Annotated in this window: 19 protein-coding genes; 13 read left to right on the top strand and 6 right to left on the bottom strand. The window is 53.9% G+C overall.

Annotated features, from left to right (window positions below; translation table 11 throughout):
• Positions 1-10: 10 nt before the first annotated feature.
• Entirely contained in the window at positions 11-1276 is a 1266-nt protein-coding gene (locus tag HMPREF0576_RS04030; RefSeq protein WP_004010786.1) for a THUMP-like domain-containing protein, read from the bottom strand.
• Positions 1277-1477: 201 nt separating this feature from the next.
• Here HMPREF0576_RS04030 and groES point away from each other — a divergent pair, with 201 nt between their 5' ends.
• Entirely contained in the window at positions 1478-1771 is a 294-nt protein-coding gene (groES, locus tag HMPREF0576_RS04025; protein ID WP_036324231.1) for a co-chaperone GroES, read from the top strand.
• A 201-nt stretch (positions 1772-1972) separates the two neighbouring features.
• Here the strand turns inward: groES and HMPREF0576_RS04020 are convergent, their stop codons facing one another.
• Positions 1973-2854 carry an integrase catalytic domain-containing protein gene (locus tag HMPREF0576_RS04020; RefSeq protein WP_211204619.1) on the bottom strand — a complete coding sequence of 294 codons (882 nt, stop codon included), beginning with the start codon at positions 2852-2854 and terminating at the stop codon, positions 1973-1975.
• Positions 2855-3334: 480 nt separating this feature from the next.
• Between HMPREF0576_RS04020 and ddaH the strand changes: the two genes are divergently transcribed.
• Entirely contained in the window at positions 3335-4117 is a 783-nt protein-coding gene (ddaH, locus tag HMPREF0576_RS04015; RefSeq protein WP_036324229.1) for a dimethylargininase, read from the top strand.
• 176 nt (positions 4118-4293) lie between these two features.
• On the opposite strand, the gene HMPREF0576_RS04010 is transcribed toward ddaH, so the two are convergent.
• Positions 4294-4584, bottom strand: coding sequence for a WhiB family transcriptional regulator (locus tag HMPREF0576_RS04010; protein WP_004006969.1), 291 nt, complete (start codon positions 4582-4584; stop codon positions 4294-4296).
• 261 nt (positions 4585-4845) lie between these two features.
• Here HMPREF0576_RS04010 and guaB point away from each other — a divergent pair, with 261 nt between their 5' ends.
• The 7 genes from guaB to HMPREF0576_RS03975 all read left to right on the top strand — a co-directional run bounded on the left by guaB (position 4846) and on the right by HMPREF0576_RS03975 (position 14091).
• Complete coding sequence (guaB, locus tag HMPREF0576_RS04005; protein ID WP_004010782.1) at positions 4846-6381, top strand: IMP dehydrogenase; 1536 nt, start codon at positions 4846-4848, stop codon at positions 6379-6381.
• A 43-nt stretch (positions 6382-6424) separates the two neighbouring features.
• Positions 6425-7147 (top strand): exonuclease domain-containing protein, encoded by a 723-nt coding sequence (locus tag HMPREF0576_RS04000; RefSeq protein ID WP_004010781.1) that lies wholly within the window; start codon positions 6425-6427, stop codon positions 7145-7147.
• Positions 7148-7192: 45 nt separating this feature from the next.
• Complete coding sequence (locus tag HMPREF0576_RS03995) at positions 7193-7933, top strand: queuosine precursor transporter (RefSeq protein ID WP_004010780.1); 741 nt, start codon at positions 7193-7195, stop codon at positions 7931-7933.
• Between the two features lie 56 nt (positions 7934-7989).
• Entirely contained in the window at positions 7990-9315 is a 1326-nt protein-coding gene (tgt, locus tag HMPREF0576_RS03990; protein ID WP_004010779.1) for a tRNA guanosine(34) transglycosylase Tgt, read from the top strand.
• Positions 9316-9383: 68 nt separating this feature from the next.
• Positions 9384-10502 (top strand): GuaB3 family IMP dehydrogenase-related protein, encoded by a 1119-nt coding sequence (locus HMPREF0576_RS03985; protein WP_004010778.1) that lies wholly within the window; start codon positions 9384-9386, stop codon positions 10500-10502.
• The gene (locus tag HMPREF0576_RS03980) at positions 10499-12217 is read left to right on the top strand and encodes an ABC transporter ATP-binding protein/permease (RefSeq protein WP_004010777.1); all 1719 of its coding nucleotides are present in this window, start codon (positions 10499-10501) and stop codon (positions 12215-12217) included. The genes HMPREF0576_RS03985 and HMPREF0576_RS03980 overlap by 4 nt, the downstream gene beginning before the upstream one ends.
• Positions 12214-14091: an ABC transporter ATP-binding protein gene (locus HMPREF0576_RS03975; RefSeq protein ID WP_004010776.1), complete on the top strand. Its 1878-nt coding sequence runs from the start codon at positions 12214-12216 to the stop codon at positions 14089-14091. Before HMPREF0576_RS03980 ends, HMPREF0576_RS03975 begins: the two co-directional genes overlap by 4 nt.
• Here the strand turns inward: HMPREF0576_RS03975 and HMPREF0576_RS03970 are convergent.
• Positions 14076-14465, bottom strand: coding sequence for an MmcQ/YjbR family DNA-binding protein (locus tag HMPREF0576_RS03970; RefSeq protein WP_004010775.1), 390 nt, complete (start codon positions 14463-14465; stop codon positions 14076-14078). The genes HMPREF0576_RS03975 and HMPREF0576_RS03970 overlap by 16 nt on opposite strands.
• A 214-nt stretch (positions 14466-14679) precedes the next feature.
• On the opposite strand from HMPREF0576_RS03970, the gene HMPREF0576_RS03965 reads away from it, so the two are divergent.
• The 4 genes from HMPREF0576_RS03965 to HMPREF0576_RS03950 all read left to right on the top strand — a co-directional run bounded on the left by HMPREF0576_RS03965 (position 14680) and on the right by HMPREF0576_RS03950 (position 20639).
• On the top strand, positions 14680-15162 hold the full coding sequence (locus tag HMPREF0576_RS03965; protein ID WP_004010774.1) for a DUF2975 domain-containing protein: 483 nt from the start codon (positions 14680-14682) through the stop codon (positions 15160-15162).
• Positions 15163-15381, top strand: a complete 219-nt coding sequence (locus HMPREF0576_RS03960) for a helix-turn-helix domain-containing protein (protein ID WP_004010773.1) — start codon at positions 15163-15165, stop codon at positions 15379-15381.
• A 352-nt stretch (positions 15382-15733) separates the two neighbouring features.
• Positions 15734-19021: an isoleucine--tRNA ligase gene (ileS, locus tag HMPREF0576_RS03955; RefSeq protein ID WP_036324225.1), complete on the top strand. Its 3288-nt coding sequence runs from the start codon at positions 15734-15736 to the stop codon at positions 19019-19021.
• A 367-nt stretch (positions 19022-19388) separates the two neighbouring features.
• The gene (locus tag HMPREF0576_RS03950; protein ID WP_004010771.1) at positions 19389-20639 is read left to right on the top strand and encodes an AAA family ATPase; all 1251 of its coding nucleotides are present in this window, start codon (positions 19389-19391) and stop codon (positions 20637-20639) included.
• 47 nt (positions 20640-20686) lie between these two features.
• Here the strand turns inward: HMPREF0576_RS03950 and HMPREF0576_RS03945 are convergent, their stop codons facing one another.
• Together HMPREF0576_RS03945 and HMPREF0576_RS03940 are read right to left on the bottom strand one after the other, a co-directional pair.
• The gene (locus tag HMPREF0576_RS03945) at positions 20687-21583 is read right to left on the bottom strand and encodes an aldo/keto reductase (RefSeq protein ID WP_004010770.1); all 897 of its coding nucleotides are present in this window, start codon (positions 21581-21583) and stop codon (positions 20687-20689) included.
• Between the two features lie 50 nt (positions 21584-21633).
• Positions 21634-22914 carry an MFS transporter gene (locus HMPREF0576_RS03940; RefSeq protein WP_004010769.1) on the bottom strand — a complete coding sequence of 427 codons (1281 nt, stop codon included), beginning with the start codon at positions 22912-22914 and terminating at the stop codon, positions 21634-21636.
• Positions 22915-23173 lie beyond the last annotated feature (259 nt).

Genomic DNA, 23173 nt, shown 5'->3' with positions numbered 1-23173 from the left:
TTCCCCGCGTTTAAATCTCGGTGCGGCGTCGGCACAAGATTGCGCGGTGTCGCCTGCCCAAACGGGTCGCTATCAAGGTTAGGTCCTCTCCGTCTTTCACGGTCTTGGTGAGTACCTTTCGACGTAGTTGGGCGGGTGAGACGTTGGCACCGCGTTTTTTAATTTCCAAAGACCTGATTGGTCGCGTCTTTAGTACGGTGCGAATCTTCTTTTCATCCAGAGGGAGGACCGCGAGTGTCTCAAACCAGCTCCCTAGTTTCGTGTCAGCCCCATTTGGATCAGAATCTTTGGTCAAATAGGCAATTTTTTCCGATACCGTCTTTGTGTATGTTTGTTCTGCAATCTGAGCTAGCAGTCCTGCCCGGATAATTGCGTCATCAGGCTCAAAGATCCATTTACCCAGTTCATCTTCTGTCGCGATGGTCTCACTTAGTCGGGCAGGAGTGTTGCACGGGGCGGCGGTTTCGTCGTGCAACGTAACCACGATTTTCCCGTTATTATCCATCAACAGGGCGGACCGACCCTTCTGACGGATCAGGTCACCCAACCAGATTCCCGCCTCCACAAGCTCGCCCCCCACAGAAATCCATTGGGTTTCGCCCTGTGCGGGCAGGACTTGATGGTTGATTCCAGGGGCGATTTTTACGCCGAGGTTTCCATGGGGAATCTCATCCTGCCAAGCGAGAATACGCGAAAGCGGGGGTTTCCAAGACTCCGGCTGCAGTCGCCTGCCAGAGGAGTCGCGCCGGGCGGGGTCTGCGAAGGCGCCATCAACGCCCTCGGCACGCAGCTGGTCCCAATCCAGTTCTAAAATATCTGCCTGTGTGACACGGGCTTCGGGATAGGCACGGAGATTCAGCAAAGCCGCTGCTGCGGTGGCTTCATCGAGTTCAAAAGCCGTTACCAGCATCCCTAAACCAGCCAAAGCGAGGGACTCGGTACCTAACCCGCAGCCCAAATCAGCGACCTGGTGACATCCGGCGTCGCGAAAACGTCCAGCGTGTACAGCCGCTACCGGCAAACGCGTGGCCTGCTCCAGGCCGTTTCGCGTGAACAGCATTCCTCGCGCGAAATCCCCGAATTTTGCTCGCGCTGCTTCGCGCAGCTCCAGCTGGGTCAAAATGGCTGCCACCAGCGCTGGTGCCACCCCACGTTTGCGCAGACCAGCGCTTAATTTGTCCGCGAGTGTCGGGGAGTAGGGTCCCAGAGTTCCCAAGGATTCCAGCAATTGGAATCCTTCTTTGTGCAACAGGGGCGCCAGCGAATTTTCTGCCATAGTCCAATCTTAAAGGGCAGGGAGGGAAAGGGGAGAACCGTGCGGGGCGACAATAAAATCGTGTGATTTGAAACTGACTTAGCACTCGGGTTGCGAGAGTGCTAAATACGTCATAAAATATAAATTGACTGGCAGGGTGCCACCCGCGACGGCGCTCGGTTGGTGAAATATCATCAGAAACTTAGAGAAAGGGCAATCGCAGTGTCGGTTTGCATTAAACCTTTGGAAGATCGGGTTGTTATTAAGCAGCTGGAAGCGGAAACGGTTACCGCTTCGGGTCTGGTAATCCCGGATATGGCAAAAGAAAAGCCGCAGGAAGGCACCGTCGTGGCGGTAGGTCCCGGTCGTGTTGACGACAAGGGCGTGCGTGTGCCGATGGATGTCAAGGAAGGCGACAAGGTTATCTACGCCAAGTACGGCGGCACCGAAGTCAAGTACCAGGGTGAGGAATACGTTATTCTCTCTGCTCGCGACTTGCTCGCTGTGGTCGAGTAATCGAGACACATTTTTGAAAAGGCCGGACGTATGTCCGGTCTTTTCTGTTAAGTTATAACCTCACTTCTCCTGGCACATTCCAGCGCCGTGGCCCCGAAACCATAGAAAATATGAGGGCTCCACCGATATCCCAGCGAGCCCAGTCATCTCAGCACGCAAATCCCCGTGGTGCCTCATGTCAATTTGAGCGCGAAGTGGGGGTTAGGCGCTGCGGGTTTTGATGCCTTGGGTGAGTAGGGCTTTATGTTTAGCGTGGTTTTGTTCCATGTTGATAGTGAGTACCTCGGTAGGGGTTCTGGCTAGGTCGGTGAGTATGGCTTGGTAGCGTAGGATATCGCGGGTTAGCTCGGCAGGATTCGTGGAATCGCGTAACTGTTGTAGTTCTTTGATTTGTGTCCTTGAGAGTATCCCGGAGGCTAGTAAACGGTCTAGGGGTGTGGCTGGTGTGTCGTAGACGCGTTTACGTCTGCCTACACTGTCTTGGTTCCAGCCTATGGGTTTCCTGGTAGGAGTGAACAGGTTCATACGTAAGCACACTGTTTTCCATAGCTTGCGCAGGACTTTCAATTCTTTGGGTGTGTCATAACGGTAGTGGAAGCCGTATTTACGCACTACATGGTTGTTTTTAGATTCCACATGTGCCTGGTCGTTCTTCTTGTAAGGGCGCGAGCGTGTGAAGAATACGTCCAGGCTAGATGCCCAGTTAATGACTTCCCGGTTAATGAACTCGCTACCGTTATCACAGTCCAGGCCCTGGACCTGGTACGGGATGGTTTCTATCGCAGAGTCTAGAGCTTTGAGCATATGCACCCGGGCGTTATTCTGCAGGGCTTCTAAATGTATCCAGCCCGTGTTCACGTCGGTTAACGTCAGGGTACGGACGAGCTCTCCCTTGAGACTCGGCCCGCAATGCGCCACCGTGTACATCTCGAAAAATCCTGGCTCGTCAGCAATCTCGTCCCCGGCTTTCCTGATTTTTATCGAGTTACGTAACAATGCTCCTGGTTTCGTACTCGAAATACCCCTCAGCTCTAGAGATTGGCGGGCTTCTTTGAGATACCGGTCTATCGTAGAAGCAGACATTCCCAGTAACTCGTCACGTATTTTCTGGCTATACCCGGCTCTTCCTATCACCAGTTCCTCATGCGTTTCAAGAGAATCAAGCTAAACACGCATCGATACTGCCAAATATTTACCGCATTGGCATCCTGATAGCACCCAAACCCGTTGTAGTATCCTCTTCGCTACCGTTGAATACTTTGTCGCCCTGACCTTACGGTAATCAATCCTGACCACGCCAGGATTTCCAGTGACATCACTGGTCAAATACCTCCTCGCGGTAGCTCTGGACAATCCCGTAGACTCACAAAAACTATCCAGCACCCTGCCCTTTTCCTTTTTAGAAGCCCCGCGATACGCCTGGCGTAACCGCTTCGTGACCTCAACACGCGCACCCATAGAAACCACTCCATCATTCATACCAACAACCTATTTTCGCGCTCAAAATACATAAAGTACGCCGATCCCTTGACGGGTTTTCGGTCCACCACTACGCTGGAAACTATGACTAGGAAATTAGCATTAGTTCGTCGCCCCAGCCCCAAAATGGCTGATGGGATTGTGACACACATTGAAAAATCTGCTGTCTCTTATGATCTGGGTTTGCGCCAGTGGGAAGGCTACGTCAAGGCACTCAATGATAATGGGTGGGAAACCGTCGAGGTCGAGCCCGCTCCTGATTGCCCCGATTCGGTATTCATTGAGGATCCTGTTTTTGTCTATGGAGATCTCGCCATCATCACTCGCTCCGGAGCTCCGGAGCGCCGCGCTGAAGTTGCGGGAGTCGAAAAAGCGGTTCGGGATGCCGGATACCGCGTGGTTTACATTAAGGAACCCGGCACCGTGGACGGGGGAGACATCCTGAAGTTTGACGGTAAAGTCTGGGTCGGACAAACGCCCGGTGGCCGCACCAACGAAGAAGGGGTGCGCCAGCTTGCCGAGTACTTGAAGGAATTCAACGCGGAAGTCATCCCCGTGGAAATGACTAAGGTGCTCCACCTCAAGAGCGGTGTCACCGCCTTGTACGACGGCACTGTAGTCGGCTACAAACCGCTGGTGGACGACCCGACCGTGTGGGACAAGTTCATGGAAGTTCCCGAAGAACCCGGTTCGCACGTCGTTTTGCTCGAGGATAACAAGATTCTGATGTCCGCCGCCGCTCCCAAGTCCAAGGAACTCTTTGAGAGCATGGGTTACGAAGTGGTCGCGGTAGACATCGGCGAGTACGAGAAGCTCGAAGGTTGCGTGACCTGCCTGTCCGTGCGTCTGCGCGGTGACGTGGGTTAGCGAGTGAACTGGATTTTTCGCCACAATCCGGCGCGTCCGAAAATAGTGTTTTGGCGGGTCGGGCAGGCGATTCGGTTTAAGTTTATATATACATTTTGGGGACTGAGCCAGTGGCTCAGCCCCCAAAACAAATGCAATTTCTAGTGGCGGGTTCACCCCCGCCGGGTTCTACAGGTCTATGCGGATTTAGCCTCCCGTTCCTTCCAATAAGCGGCGCGTTCTTCTTCGGTCATGCCGCCCCAAATTCCATAAGGTTCATGTGCGTTCAAAGCGTAATTGCGGCACTGTTCCAATACCGGGCAAGTCGCGCAAATTGCTTTAGCCTGCGCAGCGCGACGCCGCCGAGTGCCACCACGTTCACCGTCAGGATGGAAGAAAGCCGCCGTCCCTAAATCCTTGCAGGCAGCTTCGTCTTGCCATTCCCAAGATTCAATAGTCGGAGCGGGGAGATACGTTACATTACTCATTTTCTTCCTTTCCCTCGCGTGGTTTCTCTTACCCTTCAAGACTAGGTGGTGTGCTGGCAATCCTGCGTCCTACCACAGGACGATTTAGGCTCACCGCACCGTCCTTCAGTAGTAGTGAACCAAACTTGTGATCCCGTGCTTGTGACTTCCTGACAAGTCCACATAAACTGTGCTTCTCACCCCGTCAGCACCGCTAGCGCGAGAGCGTTAGAATAAGCATCAACGTCGAAAGAATTATTCCCAGGCATTTAAGGAAGGCATATGAGCGAAATCACGAATCCCTTGCGAGACCTTGAAAATGGCGTCGAACCGCGGTTTTTGACCGGTTTGACCTACGATGATGTGCTGTTGTTGCCAGAGGTCACTGATGTGATTCCCGCCGAAGTGGATACCTCTACGCGCTTTTCCAAAGAAATCAAACTTCATATCCCGCTGATTTCTGCCGCTATGGACACCGTCACTGAATCACGGATGGCAATCGCTATGGCGCGCCAGGGGGGCATCGGGATTTTGCACCGTAATCTCTCTATCGAGAGCCAAGCCCAGCAGGTGCGTCAAGTGAAACGCTCCGAGTCGGGCATGGTGACTGACCCTGTCACCATCGGACCTAATGCCACTATTGAACAGCTGGACGAACTGTGCGCTAAATATCGGGTGTCGGGCTTGCCGGTCGTGACTGATGACTATGAGCTGCTGGGTATCATCACCAATCGTGACTTGCGTTTCGTGCCTACTGCCCAGTGGGGCACCAAGACAGTCCGGGACTGCATGACCCCGATGCCGTTGATTACCGGACGCACCGGCATCTCTCGCGAAGAAGCGATGAAACTGTTGGCAGAAAATCGTATTGAGAAACTGCCTCTGATTGATGAAAACGGCAAGTTGACCGGTCTGATTACGGTCAAAGACTTCGTAAAGACGGAGCAATTCCCCCATGCGACTAAGGATTCTCAAGGTCGTTTGGTGGTGGGCGCCGCTATCGGCTATTGGGGCGACGCGTGGGAACGTGCTGAAGCCTTGGCGGAGGCAGGCGTGGATGCCCTGATTGTGGATACCGCTAATGGCGGGGCAAAGCTGGCTTTAGAGATGATTTCGCGAATCAAGACCGACTCTGGTTTCTCCGGGGTGCAAGTAGTGGGCGGTAACGTCGCCACCAGGGAGGGGGCACAAGCCCTGATTGATGCGGGCGTCGACGGCGTGAAGGTCGGTGTTGGTCCGGGGTCAATCTGTACCACTCGTGTGGTAGCGGGGGTGGGCGTGCCTCAGATTACTGCCATCATGATGGCTGCAGAAGCGTGTGCCCGTGCGGATGTACCGCTTATCGCCGACGGTGGTTTGCAGTACTCCGGCGATATTGCTAAAGCCCTAGTTGCTGGTGCTCATACGGTAATGCTGGGTTCCCTGTTGGCAGGCTGTGAGGAATCCCCAGGTGAACTGGTGTTTATGAACGGAAAGCAGTGGAAACACTATCGCGGGATGGGTTCGCTGGGCGCCATGAGCTCGCGGGGACGCAAGTCCTATTCAAAGGACCGGTATTTCCAGGCTGATGTGACCAGCGATGACAAGATTGTTCCCGAAGGCATCGAAGGGCAGGTTCCCTATCAAGGCACTCTCGGTTCGGTGATTTATCAGCTGGTCGGAGGGCTGCACCAATCTATGTTCTATACCGGGGCGCATACCATTGACGAGCTGCGTCACCAGGGGCGTTTCGTGCGCATCACTCAGGCAGGCTTAAAGGAATCTCATCCTCACGATGTTGAAGTCACTGTGGAAGCCCCGAACTATCAGCGTCACTGAGTCCAAAGATTTTCGCCTGCAGGGTGTGTGAGAGACTTTGGTTATGAATGAAGTGAACCAGCTGAATACTCCCTGGCTTAATCAGGAGGTCTTGGGCTTTGACACGGAGACGACGGGTGTCTTTACGTCGCGTGACCGTATCGCCACGGTGTCGCTGATACGCAGGATAAACGGTACGGATTCGCCGCGTTATTGGATTATCAATCCCGGCGTTCCGATGCCTCCTGCTGCTGGTCGGGTTAACGGTCTGACTGATGAATACTTGCAAGCTAACGGGGTCGACCCGCGGGTTGGTCTCGAGGAAGTCGCCGGTATCATCGAGGAAACAATGCGCCGGGGAGTGCCCGTAGTGGGTTTCAACGTTACCTTTGATTTCGCGATTCTGGAGGCGGAGTTGGCGCGTCACAATTTGCCAACTTTGCGTCAGCGCCTGGAAGGATCAGTTGGACCAATCGTTGATCCGCTAGTTTTAGACCGAATTCTGGATCGTTATCGGAAGGGGAAGCGTAATTTGGCATCCGTCTGCACCGCTTACGATTTGCCGCTGCGTGAGGACTTCCATAATGCACAAGCCGATGTCTCTGCGACTCTGGATTTGCTCGGTGCCATGTCTGAGCGATTTCCGGAGTTACTGGAAATGGGTCCGGGGGAGATGATGCAGTTCCAGGCAGAGGGGCATAGTCAATGGGCGCGGAGTTTTAACGAGTTTATGTCGGCGCGGAAACCGGATTTCCGCCCGGTGTCACTGCGCTGGCCACAGTTTTAACGTTGCCGGTTGCTACGTCAGATTAATAGTAAGGGAGAATGAACGGTGAAATCGGTCGAAAGCTCTGTGCCATCGACCTCGCGCCCAGTGGTCAACTTCGTGGCTATGGGCAAGGGACGTTTTTTTGATATTTTCATGACCTTGTTTGTCGCGCTGCTGCTAATTTCTAATATCTCCGCCACCAAACTCATCGGGGGACCCCTGGGGTTGATTTTTGATGGGGGAGCGGTCATGTTCCCCTTCACTTACATCTTGGGAGATATTCTTTCGGAGGTTTATGGATTCCGCGGGGCGCGTCGAGCGGTGCTGACTGGATTCGGGATTTCTATCTTGGCTTCTGGACTGTTTTTCCTGGTCGCTAAAGCACCGCCCGCCAGTGGGGACTTCATTACTCCCGCTTTTTCTCAGGTTTTTGGGTTCGTCCCGCGTATCGTGGCAGCTTCCCTGGTGGGGTATGTACTGGGGCAGTTGCTAAATGCTCTGGTCTTGGTACGGATCAAAGGTCACACGGGGGAGCGTTTTCTCTGGGTTCGTATGATTGCTTCTACCTTGGTCGGTGAATTGGTAGATACCGTGGCATTTTGCACCATAGCTTTTGCCGGTTTGATTTCAGGTCCGGAATTCCTCAACTATGTGCTGACTGGCTACGTGTACAAATGTGCTTTGGAGATTGTCATGTCGCCAATTAGTATTCAGGTCATCGGATTGGTGAAGCGAGGCGAGAAAAATTATGTACCGATTGATACAGAAACTCTCGCAGAGCGCCCTCTGGTGACAAATAATTGACCAATCAGTACAGAAACTGTTTCGACTAAATGTTTCTAACCTGGGATGATGTTTGAATGAGTGAAAACTTTGAGGTTGTGGCTCGTCTGGGGCAATTGGGGCGAGCCGGGGTTATCCACACTCCCCACGGCGATATTCCCACCCCAGCTTTTGTACCTGTTGGTACAAAAGCGACTGTGAAGGCGCTGATTCCAGAGATGATTCGCGAGCTTGGTGCGTCGGCAGTACTGGCAAACGCCTACCATCTGTATTTGCAGCCGGGACCGGAATTGGTCGATAAAGCCGGGGGGCTGGCAGCTTTTATGCATTGGGATGGTCCCACATTCACTGATTCAGGGGGATTCCAAGTCCTCAGCCTGGGGGCGGGATACAAGAAGGTCCTCAGTCAAGAATTCGCCGCCTCATCTCGAGAACGTACTGCTTCGCGCGAACACGGCAACCATGAGCGCTCCGGGGATAAACGCAAACTTTTGGAGCAGGCGGAAGAATCCGCCGAGCTAGCTCCTCCCGATAAACGCCAGGCACATCCCGGTCTGGCGCGGGTCGATGATGACGGCGTGAATTTTCGTTCGCACCTGGATGGAACCAAACATCGGTTCACACCCGAAATCTCTATGCAGATTCAGCACCACCTGGGTGCCGATATTATTTTCGCTTTCGATGAGTTGACATCCCTGTTGCATTCCTACGACTACCAGGTGATTTCCCTGGAACGCACGCGGCGATGGGCGGAACGCTGCCTGGCAGAACACGAGCGGCTCACCGTAGAACGTGCCGACAAGCCTTATCAGATGCTTTTCGGAGTAATTCAAGGAGCCCAATGGGAGGATTTACGCCGGAAAGCCGCGCATGACCTCGGGAAGATGGAAATTTCGGGTCGCCACTTTGACGGGTTTGGTATCGGAGGTGCCCTGGAAAAGGAAAATCTCGGCTTGATTGGTTCCTGGGTGTGCCAGGAGCTGCCCGAAGACCGTCCGCGCCACCTGTTGGGGATTTCAGAACCGGAAGATTTCTTTGCCGGCATCGAAAACGGAGCCGACACTTTCGACTGCGTATCTCCGTCTCGCGTGGCGCGTACCGGAGCGGCGTATCTGCCCACAGGCAGGACTAATATGGCGCGAGCCGCTTTTCGCGAGGACTTCAGCCCGCTCCAAGAGGGGTGTGGCTGCTACACCTGCACAAACTACACGCGCGCCTATCTGCATCACCTGCTGAAAGCCAAGGAAATGCTGGCTTCGACCCTGCTGACCATTCACAACGAGTATTACACCGTTCACTTGGTAGATAGCATCCGTCAGGCTATTATCGCCGGTGAGGATGCGTATCAGGACTTTAAACACCAGACTCTAAGCCAGTTGGGGCGGGCATGCTTACCGCGATAGGGTACCGGGACCTGACTCCCGGACCTGCCAGCCGCTCCAGCTGGGGTGCATTTTGGTAGGCTGAATCTATGAATGAAGAAGTTCAGATTGGACGTGGCAAGCGAGGGCGTCGAGCCTATTCTTTTGATGAAATCGCGGTGGTGCCCTCGCGCCGTACCAGAGATCCTCGTGACGTGTCTCTAGCCTGGCAATTTGACGCTTATTACATGCAGGTTCCGGTCATGGGCGCGCCGATGGATTCGGTGATGAGCCCTCAAAATGCTATCGCCTTGGGGAAAATGGGCGGAGTCGGAGTCATGGACCTGGAGGGACTGTGGACTCGATATGATGACCCCCTACCCTTGTACGAAGAGCTGGCAGAGCTTGACGAAGTCGGAGCCAAAGCCACCGCCAAGTTGCAGGAAATCTACACTGAGCCGGTTAAACCGGAGCTGATGCGTGCCAGGTTAGAGGAAATCAAAGCTGCTGATGTCATTGTGGCAGGGGCTATGAGTCCGGCAGGCACCCAAAAACTATGGGAGCAAGTGGCAGATTCAGCATTGGATTTGTTTGTGGTGCGCGGTTCTACCGTATCCGCTGATCACGTGTCCTCCCAGATAGAGCCGCTAAACCTGAAGCAATTTGTGCATCAGGTAGACATTCCAATCATAGTGGGAGGCGTCGCTACCTATACTGGAGCGCTGCACCTGATGCGCACCGGAGCTGCCGGGGTGCTGGTGGGATTTGGGGGAGGAGCCGCGTCTACGACCCGTCGTACCATGGGGATACATGTGCCGATGGCGACGGCCGTAGCGGATGTGGCAGCGGCGCGCCGGGATTTCTTGGATGAATCCGGTGGCAGATATGTGCATGTTATCGCCGATGGTGGCATTGGTTTTGCGGGAGACGTGGTAAAAGCCATCGCTTGCGGAGCGGATGCCGTAATGCTGGGAAGCGCTCTGGCTAGGGCTTCTGAGGCGCCCGGTCACGGCTGGCATTGGGGTAGTGAGGCACATCACTCCACATTGCCACGCGGTTCTCGGGTCAAAGTCGGCACCGTCGGCACTCTGGAACAGGTTATGTTCGGTCCTGCTGATAATGCCGAAGGAACCCTCAATATGATGGGTGCCCTGCGTCGGACCATGGCAACGACGGGTTATACCGACGTCAAAGAACTCCAACGAGTCGAAGTGGTTACCAGCTATTGAACGCCCCCCATGTAGTTCCGAAAAAACCGGGTAAAGTCCAGTTTGCCGCGTTGCAAACTGCCGATGGACGCCGCGCTAATCGTGGAATCTTGGGACTGTTTTGGCTCATGACCCTCGGCATGATTACGGTGGTCGTCGCAGCAGGAGACATTCTCGACAATTACCTCCACCCCGAGTGGTCGTCTGCACCAGCCCTTTCGTGGGCGCTGGCAATTGCGGGGATTGCCCTGGTCTTTGGGGCGAATTTTTCGCTCTCACGGTGCGCGGCCCGCTCTCAAATACGTGAAGAAAATCACGTGCGACGTGTTCTGTTGCGCGAAGCATTTCGCTCTGGACCCGCGCGGATGAACCAGGACAGCACCGGGAAAATCGTGGCGTTGGCAACCGAGTCAGCGGAAAAGTTTACCCGGTATCGTCAAGGATTCCTGCCTGAGGTACAAGGTTCCTTTAGCGCGCCAGTGTTGATAGTGGTGGCAATGGGGTTTTTGGTCCATCCCTTTCTGGCGCTCGCACTGGCACTGTGCCTGCCGTTAGCAGTAGGGACGGTCTGGCTTTTTCGAAAGCTCTTTCGGCGTTCTTCGGCGAAATCCGCGCGGGCGCGAGCGGCATTAGCGGCAAACTACCTGGAAGTATTGCAGGGACTGACGACTCTGCAGCTGCTGGGGGCGGCAGGTCGCATGGGCGATGAGCTGGAGACAGTGGGCGAAGATAATCGACGTGCGACTATGGGTCTACTGCGGTCCAATCAAGTCATTATTTTTGTCCTGGATACGGTGTTTTCACTGTTTGTCATCACGTCTGTAGCTGCCTTGTCAATGTACTTGGTGTCCCTGGGGGGGCTGTCTCTGGGTAAATCCGTTACCGCGCTGGGATTGGCAATGCTGCTGCTGGAACCGATTGACCACTTCGGGGCGTTTTTCTATGTAGCGATGAGCGGGCGGGCAGCCGGTCGCGCCATTTCAGGATTCCTCAACTCACACGCTAACCAATCGGCTGCTCACTGTGGGAACGTCAGCACGGCGCGTCCCACCGATGCGGGAATCCCAGATGATGAGCTTGTGGCGGAGAAGACTGAGATTCCCGCGGTTTATCTGGAAAATGTCAAGGTGCGATACGGGAGCCGCGAAGTCTTGCAAGGAGTCAACCTCAGCGTGTCTCAGGGTGAGCGCGTGGCGATTGTGGGCGATTCCGGACAGGGAAAAACCACCCTCTTGAATGTAATGAAAGGGTTCTTGACCCCGAGTGAGGGGAGGGTGATGATCTCCGGGACAGACACCGACTTAGCGCAGTGCTCGGCTTTGGTCAGCCAAAGCACCTGGCTATTTACCGGAACCGTGAGGGAAAACCTCCAGATGTCAGCCCCGGAGGCTTCTGATACCGAGTTATGGGATGCTCTGCGGTTAGCTCATCTTGACGACGAAATTAAACAGATGCCCCGAGGACTGGATACTCCTCTGGGTGAGAACGGAGTGGGGCTATCGAGCGGACAAAAACAGCGTCTCAGCTTGGCGCGAGCCATCGGGAGTGGTCGAAAAATTTTGTTGCTGGATGAAGCGACTTCTCAAGTTGACTTGAATTCTGAGAGGAAAATTTTGGATGCCCTCAATGCCTTGGGACGAAACTATACGCTTATCATGGTGTCGCACCGCGGAGCGCTGACTGCGTTGGCAGACCGCGTTTTGCAGGTCGAGCACGGAAAGCTGGTGGTTCGGTGAAACCTGTGGAACACGCTTCTGGCTCAACAAACACGGCACCTGCTCTCTCATACCAGAGCGATAACACACCCTCCTCCGCAGGCGGTTCTGCGAAAACGGTGGTGGAGGTGCGGTCAATCATCCGCTGGTTACTGTCCTCAACTCGCTCCGTGCTGGGTCCCCTCGCGGGGTCCGCCATGGCTAGGTTAGTCGATCAAATTCTGGGTATCGTGCTCTTTGCCGTACCTGCAGTGCTGCTGGTTAACCTGGTGAAGAGTTATCTGGATTGCGGTTGCATCCACAGTTCCTTTGCTAACGTGGGTGGGTTAGTGACGATAATGACTGGAACCGCGCTTTTGAAAGGTTTGGCACGCTATCTGGAACAATACTGGGGGCACCTGGTTGCGTTTAAAGCCTTGGAACTCTTGCGGGCTCAGGCGTATCGAGCCATTTTCCCCCAAGCTCCCGCTATCGTGACCGATAATCACAGCGGGGATCTCTTGTCGCGTCTCACGAAAGATATAGATCGTATAGAGGTTTTCTTTGCGCACACGTTTGCTCCAGCGCTGACCGCTTTCCTGATTCCCAGCATTGTTACCGTGGCGACTTTTGCGGTAGCACCTTGGCAAATAGGTGTAACTGTGGCAGGAATTCTCATAGTGGGACTATTGATACCCTGGCTCGGTATATATTCTGGGCATTTGGCAGCACGCAAAAAACTTGCTGCTCGAGGACGCGTTGCTGTCGATGTTACCGACTCGTTGGGAGGCTTGGCGGAAGTCGTCGGATACGGCTTGTGCAACGCCCGTCTGACCGGCAGCGACAAGTTGGGTGAAGCGCTGGTCCAAGCTAGTCTGCAAGAAGCTAGCAAGTCCGCTTTTCGAGGGGCTTTCCTCTCAGCGTGGCGAATGGCTGCCGTGCTAATTCTGCTGGCGGTGGGCGCGCCACTCTATCAGGCGGAGGCGCTGGGAATGGCAGCCTGGATAGCAATCATTTTTGCCGTTTTGCGTTGCTGGGATGGGTTTAACGCGGTGGTGGATTTCGGTACCGAACTGAATACCTCCCTCGCCGCAGCACGGCGCGTCTACCAGCTGACTCATGCCGGGCTGGAACTTTGCGAGGGGACGGAAGACGTGCCGCAAACCACCCCTGTAGCAGTGGAATTTAGCAATGTTAGCTTCCGCTATCCTGAATCCACCCACACGATTTCGCAGACTAACCCGACGCCGGGGACTATTGCACAGGTGAGCCTAAAACTAGCACCCAGTTCGTGGACCGCCCTGGTGGGGGCAACGGGCAGTGGCAAGTCGACCCTGGCTCGGCTGCTGTTGCGGTTTTATGATCCCGATACGGGAACGGTCCGCTTAGAAGGGCGCAGTTTGCGAGATTATCGACTGGCGTCCCTGCGCGACGCTGTATCTTTAGTCAACGCTGAATCAACAATTTTCGATATGACTATTGCCGAAAACTTGCGTTTGTCCCGTCCGCAAGCCAGTGACCAGCAGCTCTGGTGGGCTTTGGCGATGGCAGGGTTGGATGAGGAAGTGAAAGCGATGTCGGGAGGACTGCAGCATCGAGTGGCTTCGCAGGGAACCGACCTCAGTGGGGGGCAGCGGCAGCGGCTTTCTCTGGCTCGTGCCCTGCTGCGTCAATCTCAGGTCCTTATCTTGGACGAGCACACTGCGCATTTGCCGCCGTCTCTAGCTTCGGGCATCAATGATAATCTGCGCGCTATGGTGCCGCGTCCAACCGTTTTAGAGATTACGCACAACCTGGATCAAATCGCCCAAGCTGATTGGGTGGCAGTGCTCGATTTAGGGCACATCGTGGAACAGGGGAAACCGGAGGACCTGCTGGCAAATCCAGAATCGGCGTTGCGTCATCTGCGGGGTTGATGGATATTGGAGTGGCGCGCTAGTTTTTGCCGTACCAGTTTCGGCAGCCGTGATACCACGTTAAGGTAAGATTCCTCGACCAGTTCTTTCAACAGGTCCAGGTCGACTTCCCCGCCGGGATGCACGCTGATCCAGCGGTCTTTGTTCATGTGCCAGCCGGGGGTGATTTCCGCGTAGCGCTGGGTTAGCGCCAGGCCGTCCTCTGGCAATACGGCCAAGTTCACGACCGGAGTGTCGTGGACCTCCACCATCACCACGAACCACTTCCCGCAAACTTTTACAGCCTCCCACTGCGGGGAATACACCCACGGCTCAGCACCGGGCAGCTCCAGAGCCACTGCCCGAGCCTGATCCCACAATTCCTCGGCTTTCATACGTCCCCCTGGTAGATGCTAGTTGGGCTTCAATCTGAAGTGCCCAGATGTTTTTCTGGCAGGATGTTCACTCTAAACTGTAGCGTTTTTACAGGTTTTATGGGTCTTTGGTCGGTGAGTGAATTGTTCCAGAGGTACAACCGGGCGTGGCTACGTACCAGTTCGTGCAGTAATACCTATTGACAAACGATATATAAGTATCGATAATCGATATATGAAGTTTTCTCAAATTTACGTAATTCTGTCACAAATCGCCTTGATTGCAGCTCTTCCAGGGGTGTTGTTGCTCCAGTTGTTTTGCGCATATGCGGCATGGGAAACAGGAGAGGAGTTCCCCGAGGTTCGACACCTAGTTGTACCCTACGCGCTGGCAGCCGTTGCGGCGCTCATTTGCGTGCAGGTACTGATTGTGGCGTTGATTATGCTGGTAAGGGCAGTTAGCAAGGGAGCTTTTTTTAGTGCTAAAACCATGAAATGGATCAATTTAGTGCGTCTCATGGTTGCTATCGGTCCCGGTATCGTCGCGCTAACCGGTGGGCATATGAGCATTTTTGCACCGGCAACCAGACCGGAGCCGCCACTTTTATTCCTCGGCGGAATAGTTTTGGGAGTGGGGCTGTTCTCCCTGGTCAGCCTGGCTAGGAGTATTTTTCAAGCCGCGCTGGACGATGCCGCAGAATTAGCGGAGGTCATCTAAGTGATTACGGTAAATCTGTCGGTGTTGCTGGCCCAGCGGGGTATGTCGGTTCAGGACTTTGCGCAGGCTGTAGACATTACCGCGGCGAATATTTCGATATTGAAAAATGGTCACGCCAAGGCAATCCGCTTTTCCACCTTGGATAAAATCTGCCAAGTTTTGGAGTGCCAGCCGGGAGACATTTTGAGCTACACCCCACAGGGAGAGAATCCGTCCTAACCGTTGGTCTTTCTGAAACTCAGACAAAAGGTCACCTTGTTTGAGTCCAGAGAAAAAACTGGATAGAGTGGAATCCGCGTTGAACCGGTCCGGGGTCATTGAGTTCGGGTATCGCCGGGGAGCTTCGGAAAGAACGGTCGCGTGCCGAGTATGCGACTCACTAGACTCCGACGGGTAGGCCCGTCACAGCTGTCTTGAGCGGCTCACTTGGTCGCCTGCATAGTTTGACCGCACCGGATAGGTCGGCGCCCAGACTACGACAGCACCACGTGCGCAAGCGAGGTGGTACCGCGTCCACCGACAAAGTGTCGGAGGCGTCCTCGTGAATGAACGATTCGCGATAAGGACGAAGATGAGCGAGAAAAAACGCGGGTTTTACCCCAAACACCGGGATACTTCCCTAGACGCCAGCCCGAATTTTCCCATACAAGAAACCGAAACCCTGGCTTTTTGGGCTGAGGACCATACGTTCCAGGCTTCAGTAGAGTCCCGTGAAGCCGGGCAGGATGGCAGTAACGAGTTCGTATTTTATGATGGACCGCCCTTTGCTAATGGCTTGCCACACTACGGACACCTCTTGACCGGCTATGTGAAAGACATCGTGGGGCGTTACCAGACTATGCGGGGTCGCCGCGTGGAGCGTCGCTTCGGATGGGACACGCACGGACTGCCTGCCGAACTGGAGGCGGAACGCATTCTGGGCATCGAGGACAAGGAACAAATCGAAGGTCCGGGAGGGATGGGCATTGAAGCCTTCAACCAGGCATGTCGCGATTCCGTACTGAAATATACCAAAGAGTGGGAAGAATACGTGACGCGTCAAGCGCGCTGGGTCGACTTTGGAAACGACTACAAGACCCTCGACCCCACCTTTATGGAGTCAGTCATTTGGGCGTTCAAGACCCTGTACGACAAGGGTCTCATCTATGAAGGCTTTAAAGTGCTGCCTTATTGCTGGCACGACGGGACACCACTGTCGAACCACGAACTTAAGATGGACGACGACATCTATCAAAACCGCACCGACCAGACCGTTACTGTGGGGCTGCGCCTGCGCGACACAGACGAGATGGTGCTGATTTGGACCACGACACCGTGGACGCTGCCCAGTAACTTGGCGGTTGCCGTCGGGGAGGACATCGACTATGTGCGGGTCACGCCGACTCAAGGGGATCTGCAGGGACAAACTGTAATCCTCGCCCAGGCTCGCTTGGGAGCCTACGAAAAGGAACTTGGGGAAAACCCGCGGGTATCCGCGCCTTTTAAAGGCTCCGAATTGATTGGCAAGGTGTACTATCCCATTTTTGACTACTTTGAAGATGCCAAAGCTGCCGCTATCGCTGATGGCACCGCAGACCAGCCGGGACACGTGGGACCCGGTTCAAATGCCTGGACCATCATCGGCGCCGACTTTGTGTCTACCGAGGACGGTACCGGGTTGGTGCACCTCGCCCCAGCCTTTGGCGAGGACGACATGAACGTTTGTGCCTTGAATCAAATCGGGGTGGTCATGCCGGTAGACGGTGATGGTGTCCTCACCGCGGAAGTCGCAGATTATGCGGGAAAGAACGTTTTTGAGGCAAACCGCTACATTATCGCGGATCTACGTGACCAAACCGGACCGGTAGCGACTCGTGACGCGCGGCAGCGTCCCTACCTGGTGAAAGCCGCCTCTTACGAGCACTCCTATCCGCACTGCTGGCGCTGCCGCAAACCACTAATCTATAAAGCCGTATCGTCGTGGTTCGTGCGAGTTACGGAGTTTCGTGACCGGATGGTGGAATTGAACCAGCAAATCACTTGGACACCGGAACATACCAAGAATGGTATCTTTGGTAACTGGCTGGCAGGAGCGCGAGACTGGTCAATCTCACGTAACCGTTTCTGGGGGTCCCCGATTCCAGTATGGAAATCAGATAATCCTGCCTATCCGCGAATTGACGTTTATGGCTCTTTTGAAGAGTTGGAACGTGATTTTGGAGTCAAAATCGAGAACCTCCACCGCCCGTTCATTGATGAGCTGACTCGTCCTAACCCCGATGACCCTAGCGGAAAATCCATGATGCGCCGCGTCCCGGAGGTGCTGGACTGCTGGTTTGAATCTGGCTCCATGCCTTACGCTCAGGTTCACTATCCATTTGAAAATCGGGATTGGTTTGAAACGCATTACCCCGGTGATTTCATTGTGGAATACATCGGTCAAACCCGTGGCTGGTTCTATACCTTGCACGTCCTGGCTACCGCGCTGTTTGATCGACCGGCGTTCTTAAACTGCATCTCCCACGGTATCGTCCTGGGTGATGACGGGCGCAAGATGAGTAAATCTCTGCGCAACTACCCGGATGTTAACGAAGTCTTTGACAAGTATGGTGCCGATGCGATGCGCTGGTTCCTGATGAGTTCCCCGGTGGTCAGCGGAGGCAACCTGATTGTGACCGATAAGGGCATCCGTGACACGGTGCGGCAAACGATTTTGCCGGTGTGGAATGCTTATTACTTCTTTACTCTCTATGCCGGTACCTGTCAGAAGGGCGCTGGCTACGAGGCAAAGCTCGTGGACGTGTTCGATGCGGCGCGTGTGAACGCGCTGCCGATGATGGACCGCTACCTGCTGTCCGCTGCCCGGCAGCTATTCCATGATTTGCGAACGGAGTTGGATAATTTCCACATCCCAGAGGCCTGCGAACACGTACGCCAATTCACCGAAGTATTGAATAACTGGTATATTCGCATTTCTCGCCAGCGTTTTTGGGATGAAGACCCAGCCGCATTTGACGTGCTCTATACCGTGTTAGAAGCTCTGATGCGGGCGATGGCTCCGCTGTTACCTTTGATAGCTGAAGAAATCTGGCGAGGGTTGACCGGAGAGCGCTCGGTGCATCTGACCGATTACCCGAATTGGGATGACTCTGTGCACGATGCCTCACTCGTAGACTCCATGAACGAGGTCCGTGATGTCGTTTCCGCTGCTCATGCTCTGCGTAAGGGAGCTAACCTGCGGGTACGTTTACCGCTGAACCGGCTTCAAGTGGTCGCCGCAAATCCGGAAACGCTGCGTGACTACACATCGCTCATTGCCTCCGAGGTAAATGTGAAGTCTGTGGAGGTACTCAGCGTCGCCGAGTCCGGATTGCAGTCGACACAAGAACTGACTCTCAACCCCAAGGCTTTTGCGCCTGAGGTACGCAAACTGACTTCTGCGCTGTTCCAGGCGCAAAAGTCCGGTCAGTGGCACTTGGATGGTGACACGGTAGCGTTTGACAAGGTGGAACTCGACGGGCAGCCGGTGCATCTCACAGGTGAACAGTTCGGGTTAGTGACGAAGGTTGCTGCCGAGCCAGGTACCGTTGCCGATGTTCTGGACAGCGGTACGTTCGTGGTGCTGGATACGGAAGTGACCGAGGAACTGGAGGCAGAAGGCTATGCGCGCGACGCGATTCGTGCGGTGCAGGATGCTCGCAAGAACGCGGGGCTGGACGTGGCTGACCGGATTGACCTGAAACTGGGAGTACCGGCAGAAAAAGTTGCGTGGGTCAAGACTCACGAGTCACTCATCGCTGGCGAGACTCTCGCTTGTAGCGTGGAAATCAAACCCAGCACGGGTGCGGAATTTGAAATCAACGTAAGCAAGCACGCTTAGGGATTTCTTTGCAAAATTTCATAGCGAAGGGCGGTAATCTGCTTGATTATCGCCCTTCAACTTATTTACGATGCATTTTCCCGTGGCATTTTGTCTCTCAGGTTACTTTGTGTAGCGCGGCAACAAGACTGAAATAATACTGAGACGGGTACGGGGACAGGCGCTACCGACAGCGAGCGATTCACGGCTATTTTCGGTCGTATTCCAAAATGTCTTGAAGTCAATTGTTTGTAAAAAGCACTGATAATCTGATAGGAATGAAAAGTAAGAGGAGCCTCATCTAGGTGGATACCAGGTCACAGTAATTCTGGTAATCTTCCTAAAATCCCGAGAGAAAGAGGCGAAAACACGCGAAAGTGGCAGAGGAATGCGCAAACTTTTTATACTGTATGGTCCGCAGGGAGCCGGTAAGACTACGTTTGTGCAGGAAAATAAGTTAGATGAATTTTCCGTCAATGCTGATGAAGTGCGTCGCATGTTTTCCCGTTATGTCCCCGCTCTCGATGGAGAAAAGGTATTAATCGCCGGCGAGCATTTGCAGCGTTTGACTCGTCGCATCGTGCAGGAACAAGCCGATAATTTGATGTTCCTAGGCTCTCCGGTCATTATTGATGCAGTCAATGCTTCCCCGCGCTCACGTTCCCAATGGGAAGCACTAGCGGATTCGCACGGTTACGACGTTTTGGCGGTGGACTTTACTCAGGTCAGCCGTGAGGAATTGTTATCCCGTAATCTCAAACGCGGGGGAGACCGGATTCCCGATATTGAGTCATTCTTGGATCGTTTCGATTCCGTTCCGCCACCGCAGACCATTACCCCGGCACAGATGCTGGATTGTTTCAAAACTTGCCAGGTAGACCTGGGCAATCGACCGGTACGCGTAGTCGGTGATGTGCAGTCCTGCGGTGTGGCCTTGGAACATGCCGTGGCAGAACTTGGTGCCCCAGATACCAAATGGGTTTTCGTGGGCGACCTGTTTGATCGCGGTCCCGATGCCGGAAAAGTGTGGAAAATCCTGCGCTCTGTAGACAACGTAGTGGTTACCGGAAACCACGAGAAATCCCTTTTGAACGCACTGAAAGGACGAGGAACGAAGAGCGCCACAGAAGAATCTGTGAAACAGTTGCTGTCAGCTGGCGCGACACATCAGCAACTCGAAGATTGGTATCGTTCCACTGTGCCGTTCTATGACTTCCGCGTGGGAGGGACAGTCGCTAAACCACTCAGATCCGATGAGCCGGGAACGCAATCCGGATTTGAAAAACGCCAGGGGGCGCGTGAATACTTTGTATCCCACGGTGGGGTATATCCCGAAACTATTCGGGAAATTCGCCGTCAGGGCTACTGCGATTTACCCGATGATTACTTTATCTTTGGGGTCGGAACCCGAGCCAATACCTATCGGCGGCGCTACGAGTTTAAGAATTTCCCCGAAATGGGGGATTCTGAAATCGTTCAACTGCACGGGCACCGCAATGAAAGCCGGGAAAACTTTGTAAACCCAGGGGTAATTGACCTCGAATCTGGCGTGGAAAAGGACGGTTGGCTCTCGGTTTACGCCATTGACGGTATCACTGGTGAGGGGCAGATTCACAAGTATCGGGAGCCGCGGGACTGATTACCGCAACGTGCTGGTGATATATCATCCAGAGGTCATAGAAACGTTTATTTCGCACCGTTCACGCGGTCAGGATGGGAACCGGTGCGACCCGACTCGCCTCGATTCAAACTGTCGAGGGTTGCTCGCGCGGGCGCATCGAGTTCAAACTCTAACACCGCGAAGTTCTCTCGCATCCTCTCAGCGTGATTCGACTTCGGGATAACCACATCCCCACGTTCTATAGCCCAGCGCAGCACCACTTGCGCAGGAGTCCGTCCCAAGCGTTTGGCAGTTTCGAGCAATGCTGGCGTGTCAAAGAATCGTCCCCGTGCCAGGGGAGACCAAGCCTCAATAACTCCTCCATTTGCTTTGGTGAAATCACGCACTGCGTTATTGGCAAACCACGGATGCGCTTCGACCTGGTTGACCTGCGGAAAAATCCCTGTCTCGTTCAGCAATCGCTGCAAATGTGAGACCTCGAAATTGGACACCCCCACATGACGAGCTCGACCCTCTGCCACGAACTCCTGCAACACTCGCCACAAACCGGGATAATCCCCACCGTAAGCCTCGGGCATCGGCCAGTGAATCAAGAACAAATCCACGTAATCAGTTTGTAAACGCTGCAATGACTCCGTGAAAGCCCGGCGGGCAATATCCGGCTCGTGATTGGGATTGTTCAATTTAGTGGTTAAGAAAACCTGACTGCGCGGAATTCCCGATGCCTGAAGCGCAGCGCCAACTTCCGATTCATTGCCATACATTTGGGCGGTATCAATGTGTCGGTACCCTACTTCTAGCGCATTTTCTACGATTTCTTGGGCATTTTCGGGAGCTATTTTATAGGTGCCAAAACCAAGTTGAGGAATTCTCGCAACGGGCTTGCTTGACCCTTCGTCATCTCCAGCGAGAGGAAGTAACGGGACCCCAAAACTGTCCACCATAACTTGTGACGGCATCATTTCCCTCCATTCTGGCAGTTATTCCGCCCGAGGTTACTCCGAAATCTCGATTATTCTACAGATTTCACTTTATATATCATCAGCCCGCCGATGAGGAACATCACGGTCATAGCGCCAAACAAAACCGTGTAACCCATGGAATAGCTGGCGATGAGGACAATCACCGGCACTCCGAAGATGGGGGACAGTACCTGTGGGAAGGTCGCGGACATGTTAAAGACACCAAGGTCACGACCGGAATCATCGGTAGGCGGCAGGACTCGGGTGGTAATTGCAAAGCTCACCGCAATGAAAATACCGTGACCAATCCCAATAAACACCGCAGCGAAAATTGTCCAGGTCCAAGTTTGTAAGAACGCGAGAATCAGGCTACCAATGCCCATGATGACCGAAGAAATGAAGATGAGCCGGCGGTATTTCATCAAGTAGTCCGCAACGAAACCAATGATGAAAGACGTAATCATGGTCAGCACCGCGTAAATCGTGGACAAAATCAGGACACCCGTGGCTGGATTCGGGTAATGCAGCACATCTTCAAGGTAATACAGCAGGTAAAGCGCTATGGTCATGAAAGCGGTGAACATAAAGAGACGAGACAGCCAAGTCCAGATGAAATCCGGGTATTTGTGCGGAGGAATCCAGAAGCGCCGGAAAAATTGTGTGACGGTGATGGGGTCTCGACGGGCGCCGAGGAAACGGTCATTAGATTTCAACAGGTAGGGAGCCACACAGACGGTCAGCAACAAAGCGAGAATGACGTACGCCACCACGATTCCCTGGTAGCCATCGACCAAGCTCGTGCATAAGGTAGCTAAACCTACTCCCAGCAAAGCGCCTAAATTCTGACCGGCGCCCAACCAGCCACCCATTTCGCCACGGTACTCAACCCTGACCGAATCGTTCGGAATGGCGTTGATTGCGATGAACGACGCGTTTAACGCGCCCTGAACCAAAACCCAAGATCCAGCCAAAGCCCAAGGAGACCAAGACAGAGTCAGCCCCATCATCGCGAAAATTCCAAATAATACTCCGCCTAGGACCCAAGGTGCCCGGCGTCCGTATTTTGAATAAGTCCGGTCAGACAAAGCTCCAAAAATGGGGGTCGCGAACATTGCCATGAATGCGCCGCAACCGGTGACAACGGAAAGCACCATCTCTTTGTAATCGCGCGTTATCATCGAGGCCTGCATGCCGATGAGAAGCTGAATGGGAGCAAATAAACAAGCATAAATGCCGACTTGGGTCAGCAGAAGGGCAAATTTCCATTTGGTAACAGGGAACTCCAGGGGAGCAATTGTCTCCGTCTTGGCGTGAAAGATACCGGGTGTCAAAGAACGTGGCCACCTGCGTGGTCCTCTCGTTGCAGGAGTTAGCTCCGGATTATTCACCCCTTTAACATAACGCAAAACTGTAGATAACAGGAATAATTGGGATAATTTTGGGTTAATTTTGTAAAGAATTTAAGCTTTGTGGGTGCAACCCTGAGACAGCAAGGTGTGGGGTAATGTAAACGATAGTCAGAGCGCGAATACAGTTTCCGTGATATTGCCGACGAAAGCCGACATGAGGGGCGGTGCACAAGTCCCGTGG

The sequence above is a fragment of the Mobiluncus holmesii ATCC 35242 genome (genome assembly GCF_000185445.1).
GTDB lineage: Bacteria > Actinomycetota > Actinomycetes > Actinomycetales > Actinomycetaceae > Mobiluncus > Mobiluncus curtisii.
This window is presented reverse-complemented; position numbering and strand designations above follow the sequence as displayed.

Coding starts and splice junctions, on each gene's coding strand:
- ileS (WP_036324225.1), top strand. CDS start 15,734: ATGAGCGAGAAAAAACGCGGGTTTTACCCCAAACACCGGGATACTTCC.
- HMPREF0576_RS04020 (WP_211204619.1), bottom strand. CDS start 2,854: ATGTCTGCTTCTACGATAGACCGGTATCTCAAAGAAGCCCGCCAATCT.
- ddaH (WP_036324229.1), top strand. CDS start 3,335: ATGACTAGGAAATTAGCATTAGTTCGTCGCCCCAGCCCCAAAATGGCT.
- HMPREF0576_RS04010 (WP_004006969.1), bottom strand. CDS start 4,584: ATGAGTAATGTAACGTATCTCCCCGCTCCGACTATTGAATCTTGGGAA.
- HMPREF0576_RS03950 (WP_004010771.1), top strand. CDS start 19,389: ATGCGCAAACTTTTTATACTGTATGGTCCGCAGGGAGCCGGTAAGACT.
- HMPREF0576_RS03945 (WP_004010770.1), bottom strand. CDS start 21,583: ATGATGCCGTCACAAGTTATGGTGGACAGTTTTGGGGTCCCGTTACTT.
- tgt (WP_004010779.1), top strand. CDS start 7,990: ATGAGTGAAAACTTTGAGGTTGTGGCTCGTCTGGGGCAATTGGGGCGA.
- HMPREF0576_RS03985 (WP_004010778.1), top strand. CDS start 9,384: ATGAATGAAGAAGTTCAGATTGGACGTGGCAAGCGAGGGCGTCGAGCC.
- HMPREF0576_RS04030 (WP_004010786.1), bottom strand. CDS start 1,276: ATGGCAGAAAATTCGCTGGCGCCCCTGTTGCACAAAGAAGGATTCCAA.
- HMPREF0576_RS03970 (WP_004010775.1), bottom strand. CDS start 14,465: ATGAAAGCCGAGGAATTGTGGGATCAGGCTCGGGCAGTGGCTCTGGAG.
- guaB (WP_004010782.1), top strand. CDS start 4,846: ATGAGCGAAATCACGAATCCCTTGCGAGACCTTGAAAATGGCGTCGAA.
- HMPREF0576_RS04000 (WP_004010781.1), top strand. CDS start 6,425: ATGAATGAAGTGAACCAGCTGAATACTCCCTGGCTTAATCAGGAGGTC.
- HMPREF0576_RS03965 (WP_004010774.1), top strand. CDS start 14,680: ATGAAGTTTTCTCAAATTTACGTAATTCTGTCACAAATCGCCTTGATT.